Below are 10000 nucleotides of genomic sequence, written 5' to 3'. Positions count from 1 at the left end.
CGAAGCGCTCAAGGGGGCAACCGGCCCATTGATGGACTTTGAAGCGGCGGCCAAGATGTCCGGCTCGCGCTTTGTGGTGCTCAAAGGGCAACTGGCGCGGCTGGAGCGCGCCATCGGTCAATGGATGCTCGACACCCAGACCACCGAGCACGGCTATACCGAGGTCAATCCGCCGGTGCTGGTCAAGGACCACGCGCTGTTCGGCACGGGTCAACTGCCGAAGTTTGAAGAGGATTTGTTTTTTGCCACGTCGCTTTTTCAATCTGAAAAAGCTTTGACAGACAAAGACTACCGTTCCGGCATTTATATCCCGAAGCCGGGTGATACCGAAGTTTATGCTGATGCAGACGGCAACATTGTAGATCTAAAAGTAAGTGTTTGGGGGAGGGGTACGAAAATCGTAAACCCACCGCACTACCTCATCCCCACCGCCGAAGTGTCGCTGACCAATCTGGTGCGTGAGTCCATCACGGCGGAAGAGGAACTGCCGCTGCGTCTGACGGCGCTCACCAACTGTTTCCGCGCCGAAGCGGGTTCGGCGGGCCGCGATACCAAGGGTATGATCCGTCAGCATCAATTCCAGAAGGTCGAGCTGGTCTCCATCACCACGCCGGAACAGTCGGCGGCCGAGCACGAGCGCATGACCGAATGCGCCGAAGCCATCCTCAAAAAACTCGACCTCAGTTTCCGCACCATGTTGCTGTGTACGGGCGATATGGGCTTTGGCGCGCGCAAGACCTATGACCTTGAGGTGTGGCTGCCGTCGCAGAACACCTACCGCGAAATCTCGTCCTGCTCCAACTGCGGGGATTTTCAGGCCCGCCGCATGGACGCCCGCACGCGCAAGGCCGGCGAAAAGGGTACGCGCTTCCTGCATACGCTGAATGGCTCAGGGCTCGCGGTCGGCCGCACGCTGGTGGCCATCATGGAAAACTATCAGGACGAGGGCGGCCGCATCGCTATTCCGAGCGTGCTGCAACCCTATATGGGCGGGCTGACGCACATTGGCTGAGGCCAACAGGGTAAATTCGCCTGTGGATAGATTTTTTATAAAAGCAGTGGCATAATCCGAGCCTGTTTTCGAGTGAGTGCCATGCAGACCCATCCGTCGTTGATTGAACGTTCGGTCGGTGCCACGCTATGCGCCTTTACGCGCCGGGACCTGCCGCCTGAAGAAGCCGAGCTTGAACTGGTCGAAATCATCGCCAGCCAGATCGACGGCAAGACCGACTACGCCATGGCCGTCATCGGCTTTTATGTGCGTCAGATGCTCAAGGCCCTGGCGGCCCGGCAAATGGATCTGGCCGATGCCTTTGATGCCGTGGTCGATGCGGCGGCCTGTGCCGCCTCCGGCCATATGCAGGCGGCGCTCAAACTGTCTGAGCCGGTGTCACGGCTTCGGCATTAAGAGCACCGCCGCCTTACGGCCTTTTGTTTCCCATAATCTATATTATGCGTATTTTCATAGTCTGCCGGGCGGACACCACCCCGGCTTCTATCGCCCAAACAGTTGCAGCAAAAAGGATTGTGAGCGGTTGGCGACGCTCAGGGTCTGGATTGCCAGTTGCTGCTTGAGCTGAAGCGCCTGAAGCTTGCTGCTCTCCTTGGCCATGTCGGCATCGACCAGTCGGCCGACATTGACCTCAAGCGTATCCTGCAACTTGCCGATAAAGGTCGTGTGGCGGTCCAGCGCTCTGGAAGATGCCCCCAGACGCGCCATCGCCACGGAGATATTGCTGATCGAACTGTCCAGCGTAGCGATCAGTCCCTGCGCCGACATTGCGCTGGCAAAACCCGCACCGCTGCTTAAGGTCAGGATGCTGCCGCCCAGAGACAGGTTTTGCGCCATGACCGTCAGGGTGTCACTGCCATCGGCATTGGCCAGAGCCGCAATCGAAGTGCGCGATCCGTTCAGCAGGTTGACGCCGTTAAACGTGGCGTTGCGGATCGACTGAGCAATCTGGTTGCGGATGGCGACGAAATCGTCATTCAGCGCGCGGCGGGCTGTGGTGTTCAGCGACGGATCGGAGGCGGCCAGCGCTTTTTCTTTCAGCTCCATCAAAAGGTCTGAAATGCTCTCGCCGGCGGTCATGGCCACATCCACGACCGAGCCATTGCGCGACAAAGACTCCTTGACCGCATCCAGCGCGCGTATCTGGGCTCTCTGCCCCTGCGCCATGACCCAGCCCGACGCATCGTCCTTGGCGCTGGCGATTTTCAGGCCGGAGGAAATACGCGCCTGCGTCGCGTTCAACTCTTTCGAGGTCGCGTTCAGCATTTGCAGGGCCTGCATGGCCCCGACATTGGTGTTGATGGAGTTCACGCTTCGTGTGTCCCCTACCCTGTGGCCGGTCGTCTTTTGTCGAACGGGAGCTTCGCTCAATAACCATGCTATCCGATTGCGTTTAACTTCGGTTTAATGGCGTGCAAAAAAGAATCCTGTTTTTCAATTTTGAAAAATAATTTTACTCTTGAATGTTTATTCCGCCAATTGTACGACATGAGAACGCGGTGTCCTGCACCGTCGCCCTTCGGGGCTTTCCTCCCTGTATTGACTTAAGGCCGTGCGGTTTCGCGCGGCTTTTTTTTGCCGGATAGGGCCCAAAGGCTCCACAGAAGGCTCCACAGGGGGAATTATTAAGAATAACATTGTATTGGGTATGCCATTCCCTTTTCGCACCCTGTGCGGCTCATCTCAAACGAGGCAAGAATGGCTGAAGGACTGGCGCTGGTTATCGAAGACAGCATGACCCAGGCAAATATCGTCGGGCGGATGCTCAAGGACGAGGAGTGGGACTATGTGGTCGCGCGCTCTCTGGCCGAATGTCACGACGTTCTGTTGCAGCAACGGCCGAACCTGATTTTCGTCGATGTGTTTCTGGGCGAAGACAACAGCCTTGACCACATTACGCAAATCCGCGACCGCGCGCTGGACGCCACCATCGCCATCATGACCGCCGGGTCGCGCGACGCTTCGGTGGACAGCACGCTGAAACTGGCGCGCAGCACCAATGTCGATTACGTCCTGCGCAAGCCCTTTTCGCGTCAGCAGATGCGCGCGATCGTCGAGTCGGCGCAGGCCGATGCCTCTGAGGGCCGCAAGCGCAAGCACGCTCTGGTCATTGACGACAGCCATACGGTGGCGACGCTGACCGCGCAAACCCTCTCGGATAACGGTTATCGCGTTTCGATAGCGCACAGCATGGAAGAGGCGCTGGACAACGAAGACATCGCCCACGTCGATCTGATCGTCTCGGACATCTTCATGCCGGGCATGGGCGGTCTTCAGGGCATTCGTGTGATCAAATCGACCTGGCCCAATGTGCGGATTCTCGCCATGTCCGCCGGGCTGGATGCGCGCGTCAGCTCGGACCGCGCCACGTCGGCCGCCATGGCCGCCGGGGCCGACGCTGAAATCCAGAAACCGTTCCGCCCGGTCGAGCTGATCAACACGGCTATCAAACTGATGGCCTCGTAACAGACGGCACAGCCACGAAAAAAGAGACCGGCCCCGGAAGCGGAGCCGGTTTTTTTTTAGATCGGTATGATTTTTAATGGAATCGTAATGTCAGCACCTCCCCTGATTTGGCTTCGCCGAACTGCGTTTCAGGGGAGGTGGATTTGACGCCGCTCAGGCGTCAAAGACGGTGGGGTTAATACCAGCGCTTTTAACCCCACCCGGCCCTTCGGGCCACCGGCACCGGCCGCCCGGCTCCCCTGAAACGAAGTTCGGCGAAGCCAAATCAGGGGAGGCGCTATTGCGATAAGCCGTTTCCACCTAAAGTCATTTCGCTCTAATCGCGGCAATAGCCTTCGTTGGCGGCCACGACCAGACAGTCGGACTTTTCCGCCAGCCATTTCATGCCGGTCGCTTCGCCATCTCCGGGCACGATGACCAGCGGCGTGCCATTGCGTTCAATATGCAGACCGTCGGCTTGCAGCGTCCCCGCATAGGTTTTGGGCCCGTCGAGATCGGCAATCACCACCTGATAAGCCTTGTCCGCTTGCGGTGTAATCGTCATGTAGGTGCCCTCCACGCCCGTCCAGCGCCCGGCATAGTCAAAGGCGGAAGCGCTTGACGAGACGACCGATGCCGGGGCTTCGCTCACGGCGCTTTGGGTCGCCTCTTCAGCCGCGGGCTGAGAGGGTTCGGCGGAACAGGCCGTCAGCAGTGCCGAAACCACGATCAAGGCCGTGCCCGATTTCCATAGTGGGGTCATGAAACATCTCCATCTGATCCGACGCGCGACTGTAAGGGGCACAAAATAAGCGCGCCATACGTCGCGCCGGTAACGGAGGCTTCCGCTACGGCGGAAAATGCGTTAGGCGGAACATAACCATATCACAGGGATTTCGGGATTCCGTCTATGTCCAACGCCACTCCGGCGGCTATCACCGGCCACAAACCCGTCAATTCACCGGCGCAGGTCCTGCTGGCCAGCCTGATCGGCACGACCATCGAATTTTTCGACTTCTACGTCTATGCCACGGCGGCCGTGCTGGTCTTTCCGTCCCTGTTCTTTCCGACCAGCGACCCGACCTCGGCCCTGCTGCAATCCTTCGCCACCTTCTCCATCGCCTTTTTCGCGCGTCCGGTCGGAGCCATGGTGTTTGGCCATTTCGGCGACCGCATTGGGCGCAAGGCGACGCTCGTGGCGGCGCTACTGACCATGGGGATTTCCACGGTCCTGATCGGCTGCCTGCCCAGCTATGCGCAGATCGGCGTGGTGGCCCCGCTCCTTTTGTCTTTGTGCCGCTTTGGGCAAGGCTTTGGTCTGGGCGGCGAATGGGGGGGCGCCGTGCTGCTGGCCACCGAAAATGCGCCGGAAGGCAAGCGGTCGTGGTACGGCATGTTCCCGCAATTGGGGGCCCCTATTGGCCTGCTGCTGTCGTCCGGGGCCTTCTGGGTGCTGTTGCATTTCATCTCGCAGGAAGACCTGCTGAGCTGGGGCTGGCGCGTGCCGTTTATCGCCTCTCTGGCTCTGATCGGGGTCGGGCTGTGGGTGCGTCTGTCGATCACCGAGACGCCGGAGTTTCAGGCCGCCATCGACAAGGAAGAACGGGTCAAGGTGCCGCTGGTCGAAATCTTCGGCCGGCACAAGCGCTCATTGTTTCTCGGCACCTTTGTGGCGCTCGTCACCTTTGTCCTCTTCTATATCGGCAGCGCGTGGCTTCTTTCTTATAATGTGAAGGTGCTGAAAATCCCGTTTGTGAAGGCCCTCGAAGTGCAGATTCTGGGCTCGGTCGCCTTTGGTCTGTTTATCCCTCTGTCGGCCAAGCTGGCGGAGCGCTTTGGCCGCCGCGAAATCCTGATCCTAACCACGGCGCTGATTGCGGCCTTCTCGTTCGCCCTGGCCCCCTTGATGGGCAATGAGGGCGGCATCTTCGTCTTTTCGGTCGCTGCCATGGCGCTGATGGGCATGACCTATGCCCTGATCGGTACGGCGCTGGCGGCTCCCTTTCCGGCCAATGTGCGCTATACGGGGGCCTCCCTCACCTTCAATTTCGCGGGCATTGTCGGGGCGTCTCTGGCCCCCTATGCCGCCACCTGGCTTCAGGCCAATTACGGGCTGAGCCATGTCGGCTATTACCTTCTGGTGGCGGCGCTGATCACGCTGGTCTGCATCTTTGCCTCCGGCAAGGACGAGGTCTGAGCATGGCGGATGAGGGGCGCACCGCGAAGCGTATCACGCTGAAAGACGTGGCCAAAGCCGCCGATGTCTCTCTGGCCAGTGCGTCCTATGCCATCAATGGCACGGGCTCGCTGGGCCGTGAGGTGCGCGCCCATATCCTCAGGGTCGCCGCCGATCTGGGCTATCGTCAGAACCTGTCGGCGCGGGCGGTACGCACCGGACGCACGGGGACGCTGGGGCTTATCCTGCCCGACTTTGCCAATCCCTTCTTCACCGCTCTGGCGCAGGCGGTTATGCGGCGGGCGCGCGCCAGCGGCCATTACGTGATCATCGCTGATACCGAAGGTGATATGGGACTGGAGCAGCAGGCCATAGCCAGCCTGATCGAGCGCGGGGCCGACGGGTTAGTGTGGTTTCCGGTGCGCGACCTCGACGCCCAGACCGTAACGCCGGGATTGCCGACCGTGGTGATGGACCGTAAGGCGACGGGTTTGTCGCTGGTACTGGCCGACTATTTCGGCGGTGGGCAACAGGCGGCGGCGCATCTGCTGGCGGGCGGTCACCGTAAGGTCGGCCTCGTATCCGGCCCGATGAGCCTCAGCAGTATGACCGAACGCTGCGAAGGCTTCCGCGCCGCCTTAAGCGGCCATGCCGAGTGCGTCTTTCATGTGGAAACCGCATTTTCCGACGATCTGGAGCCCACCGTGGGGGCGGCCATCGACCGCCGCGAGGTCACTGCCATTTTCGCCGGTACGGATCAGATTGCGCTGGCCATCGTCCGACGCGCCGCGCGCAGTGGGTTGAGGGTGCCCGAAGACCTGTCGGTCATCGGCTTTGGTGACGCGCCGTGGGTCGGCACCTCGGCCCCGGCCCTGACGACGGTCGAAATGCCCATCGAAGACATGGCCAATGAGGCGGTGGATCGCCTGCTGCAACGTGACACCGGCACCCCTGCACGGGTCGTTTTTGACACCACCCTGATCGTGCGGGAATCGACGCGAACCCTCCCGTAACGGCGTTTGCAAAAAATTACCATTTTTATGAGACGCTTACTTTCATTGAAAGTGCGCGCATCTGTGTCCGGACCTTGTTCATACGTTTCGGAAGGCGCACGCCAGTTGGAGTACGTCAATGATTGTTCGCGTTTCGCTCAGCACCCTCGCCCTGGCCGGTATCGCCGGCGGTGCCCACGCCGACAGCTTTTCCGAAGCCCTCGCCAAGTCCAAACCCATCCTTGAATCGCGCCTGCGCAGCGAAAGCGTGTCGCAAGCCGGATTGAATGACGCTGACGCCCTGACGTGGCGCAACCGCGTCGGCTTCGAGAGCGGTCAGTTCGGCAAGGTCAAGATCCTCGTCGAATTCGAGGACGTGCGCGCGCTCAAGGATGACTACAATTCGGGCTATAATGGCAAGACGAGCTACGCCTCGGTCAATGACCCGGAAGTCACCGAACTGAACCGCCTGCAACTGACCTGGACGCCCAATGCCGCGACGACGGTGACGGCCGGGCGTCAGCGCATCCTGATCGACGACAACCGTTTCATCGGCAATTCCGGCTGGCGTCAGGACGAAATGACTTTCGATGCCCTGCGAGTGGACGTCAAAAAGGGCAAGTGGTCCACGACCTATGCCTATCTGACCAAGATCAACCGCACGGCGGGCGAATATGCCGATTGGGATTCCGACAGCCACATTCTCAATGTCGGCTATGCGGCCAGCCCGGCCCTGAAGGTGCAGGGCTTTGTCTATGCGCTCGATTTCAAGAATTCGGCCTATAACTCGACCCTGACCACAGGCCTGCGTTTCAGTGGCGAAAAGCCGCTCAGCAAGACGACGAAACTGACCTATGCCGGGGTCATCGCCAAGCAGGTCGATCACGGCAATAACCCCAGCGATTTCAGCCTCAAGGCTGTGAACGGCGAGGTGGGCGTCAATCATGGACGCTGGAAGGTCACAGCGGCCTACGAGAAGAATGAAGGCAATGGGGCGCGCGGCTTCATCACCCCCGTCGGCAGCGCCCACAATGTCCGCGGCTGGGCCGATGCCTTTTCGACCAATGGCAACAAGATGCTGCCGGATGGTCTGAATGACCTCAGCTTTACGACCACTTACGCGCATCCGACCCAGATCGGGCCCTTCAAGAAGCCGACCCTGACGCTCAGCTATCACGACTTCCAAACGGATCGCAACAGCCGCGCCGTGGGCAAGGAATGGGACGCGCTGGCCTCGGCGGCCCTGACCAAAAACCTGACGGTCAGCGTCAAATATGCCGATTTCGACCGTGCGGACTCCTCCATGCCCGCCTCGCGCCGCAAGGTGTGGGTGGGTCTGGAATACAAGCTGTAGGCTTGTAAACCCTGTGGAATTGCGGCGTCCGGATCGCTCCGGACGCCTTTTTTTATTTTTAGAATAGCCAGCGTACACCGACACTTACGCGGTTTTCTTCATCTTGTTTCCCCGCTGCCCGTGCGCGTTTGGCCGTGTCCCCCAGCTTGCGCTGATGATCAAGCTGCACATAGGGCGCAAAACGACGGTTGACCTCATAGCGCAGTTGCAGGGCCGCCGTCGCATCGGTCAGGCCGGAGCCCGTGCCGTGCTGCGGATCGGCCTGACTGACCGCATGGAGTTCCAACGAGGGCGACAGGATCAGGCGGTTGGTCAGCCGCAGGTCGTTTTCCTGCCGCAGCCGCGCGCCGACGGTCCCGTCCTCACCCAGCAACAGATGCGCCTCGGTCTCGAAGAAATAGGGTGCCAGACCATTGACACCCACCGCCAGCCAGGTGCGATCCCCTGCCCCGAAGTCATGACGCACTCCGATCTGCGCGTCCCAGAAGGTCGAGACATTGCGGCTGTAGAGCGCCCAGACTTCACCTTCGCTATCGCCGTTACGCACCTTGCCTTCGCTTTTCAGCCACAGTTTGTGCGTATCGCCACCGACCCAGCCGTCGGCGTCCCAATGCGCCGTGTCCTGCCCATCGTGCCGGCTGTAGGCGGTTTCCAGCCATACGGCGTGATAGGTGGACGAATGGTCGTGTTGGGCCACAGCGACTGAGGGCAGCAAAATGAAAAGCGTCACTGTTTTACTGATGTGCATGATGGCCCTCCCCGTGTGACGTGTGGTCCGGAGCGGGTTGCGCCGCCGGGGGTATAAAACCCGCTTCCGGTGCAGCGACGCGCAAGGTGGTCATCATACCCGACTGCATATGGAACATCAGGTGGCAGTGATAGGGCCAGTCACCGGGCTCGGTGGCCGAGAGCAACACCGACACGGTCTGACCCGGCGGCACGATCACCGTATGTTTGTCCGGCAGGCGATCAGCATCCTGTCCGTTTTCAAGCTGCACAAACATGCCGTGCAGATGTAAGGGATGCGCCATCATGGTTTCATTGACGTAGATCAGCCGCACCCGCTCATTATAGCCCAGCGCAATGCCGTCTTCGGGTGAGAAGGTTTTACCGTTAATGGTCCATATATAGCGCTCCATATTGCCGCCCAGCACCACCTTGATAAAGCGCGTGGGGGCGCGCGTGTCCCTCTGAGGCGTCAGGCTTTTCAACTGCGCATAGTCGAGCACCACGGCCCCTTTGGGCGCGCCGCTGTCGGCCCATCCGCTGTCGTGGTCCATCTGGCTCATATCCATATTGGGGTCATCACGCATCATGACGTCCATATTCATGTCACCCATCCTGAGCACGGCGCGCGGGCGATGCGCCGGGATGTCGCCGGTCATCCCTTCACGCGGGGCCAGCGTCCCCAGTGCAAAGCCTTCGCGATCAAGCGATTCAGCGGCAATCGTATAGGCGCGGTCTTCGCGCGGCGTGACGATGACATCATAGGTTTCTGCATTGCCAAAGCGGAACTCATCGACCTCAACCGGCTCCACCGGACGGCCATCGGCGGCCACGACCGTCAGTTTCAGGCCCGGAATGCGTACATCGTACATGGTCATGGCCGAGGCATTGATAAAGCGCAGGCGCACCCGCTCACCCGGCCGGAACAGGCCCGTCCAGTTCTGGGCATTGGTCAGGCCGTTGACCAGAAAGCGGTAGCCGGTGACGTCGGACAGGTCGGTGGGGAGCATACGCATCTTCCCCCACTCACCGGCTGATTTCAGAGCCTTACCAAACCCCTCTTGATGGGCGTCCTTAAGCAGGTCACCCACGGTGCGGCGTTTGTACTGATAATAGTCGGATGACGCTTTCAGATTGGCCTGAATGCGCGCGGCGCTGTCCTGATGATAGTCGGACAGCAGCACCACGTAGTCGCGGTCGGCCTGAATGGGGTCCGGTTTTTTGGGGGCGATGACGATGCCCGCATAGAGGCCGTCCGCCTCCTGCCCTAAAGAGTGCGAATGATACCAGTAGGT

General features: G+C 60.1%; 10 protein-coding genes. 6 read left to right on the top strand and 4 right to left on the bottom strand.

The window, feature by feature from the left end; all coding sequences use genetic code 11:
* A partial coding sequence (gene serS, locus LDL37_RS10065; protein WP_290797563.1) for a serine--tRNA ligase occupies positions 1-1012 on the top strand: 1012 nt, incomplete at its 5' end.
* A gap of 81 nt (positions 1013-1093) precedes the next feature.
* On the top strand, positions 1094-1408 hold the full coding sequence (locus LDL37_RS10060; protein WP_290797560.1) for a hypothetical protein: 315 nt from the start codon (positions 1094-1096) through the stop codon (positions 1406-1408).
* An 87-nt stretch (positions 1409-1495) separates the two neighbouring features.
* Here LDL37_RS10060 and LDL37_RS10055 read toward each other — a convergent pair whose 3' ends face one another.
* The gene (locus LDL37_RS10055; RefSeq protein WP_126420325.1) at positions 1496-2323 is read right to left on the bottom strand and encodes a flagellin; all 828 of its coding nucleotides are present in this window, start codon (positions 2321-2323) and stop codon (positions 1496-1498) included.
* Positions 2324-2710: 387 nt separating this feature from the next.
* Between LDL37_RS10055 and LDL37_RS10050 the strand changes: the two genes are divergently transcribed.
* The gene (locus LDL37_RS10050) at positions 2711-3478 is read left to right on the top strand and encodes a response regulator (RefSeq protein ID WP_290797554.1); all 768 of its coding nucleotides are present in this window, start codon (positions 2711-2713) and stop codon (positions 3476-3478) included.
* Positions 3479-3794: 316 nt separating this feature from the next.
* Here the strand turns inward: LDL37_RS10050 and LDL37_RS10045 are convergent, their stop codons facing one another.
* Positions 3795-4220 (bottom strand): hypothetical protein, encoded by a 426-nt coding sequence (locus tag LDL37_RS10045; RefSeq protein ID WP_290797551.1) that lies wholly within the window; start codon positions 4218-4220, stop codon positions 3795-3797.
* Between the two features lie 147 nt (positions 4221-4367).
* Here LDL37_RS10045 and LDL37_RS10040 point away from each other — a divergent pair, with 147 nt between their 5' ends.
* From LDL37_RS10040 to LDL37_RS10030, 3 genes are all read left to right on the top strand, one after another.
* Entirely contained in the window at positions 4368-5654 is a 1287-nt protein-coding gene (locus LDL37_RS10040) for an MFS transporter (protein ID WP_290797548.1), read from the top strand.
* Between the two features lie 2 nt (positions 5655-5656).
* Positions 5657-6646, top strand: coding sequence for a LacI family DNA-binding transcriptional regulator (locus LDL37_RS10035; RefSeq protein WP_290797545.1), 990 nt, complete (start codon positions 5657-5659; stop codon positions 6644-6646).
* 118 nt (positions 6647-6764) lie between these two features.
* Entirely contained in the window at positions 6765-7979 is a 1215-nt protein-coding gene (locus LDL37_RS10030) for an alginate export family protein (RefSeq protein WP_290797543.1), read from the top strand.
* A gap of 58 nt (positions 7980-8037) precedes the next feature.
* Here the strand turns inward: LDL37_RS10030 and LDL37_RS10025 are convergent, their stop codons facing one another.
* Both LDL37_RS10025 and LDL37_RS10020 read right to left on the bottom strand, forming a co-directional pair.
* Positions 8038-8727 (bottom strand): copper resistance protein B, encoded by a 690-nt coding sequence (locus LDL37_RS10025; RefSeq protein ID WP_290797540.1) that lies wholly within the window; start codon positions 8725-8727, stop codon positions 8038-8040.
* On the bottom strand, positions 8714-10000 hold a 1287-nt coding region (locus LDL37_RS10020; RefSeq protein ID WP_290797536.1), incomplete at its 5' end, for a multicopper oxidase domain-containing protein. The genes LDL37_RS10025 and LDL37_RS10020, both read right to left, overlap by 14 nt.

It is taken from the genome of Asticcacaulis sp. (assembly GCF_020217185.1).
Classification (GTDB): domain Bacteria; phylum Pseudomonadota; class Alphaproteobacteria; order Caulobacterales; family Caulobacteraceae; genus Asticcacaulis.
The sequence above is the reverse complement of the archived record's forward strand: the minus strand, read 5'-3'. Positions and strand labels throughout refer to the sequence as shown.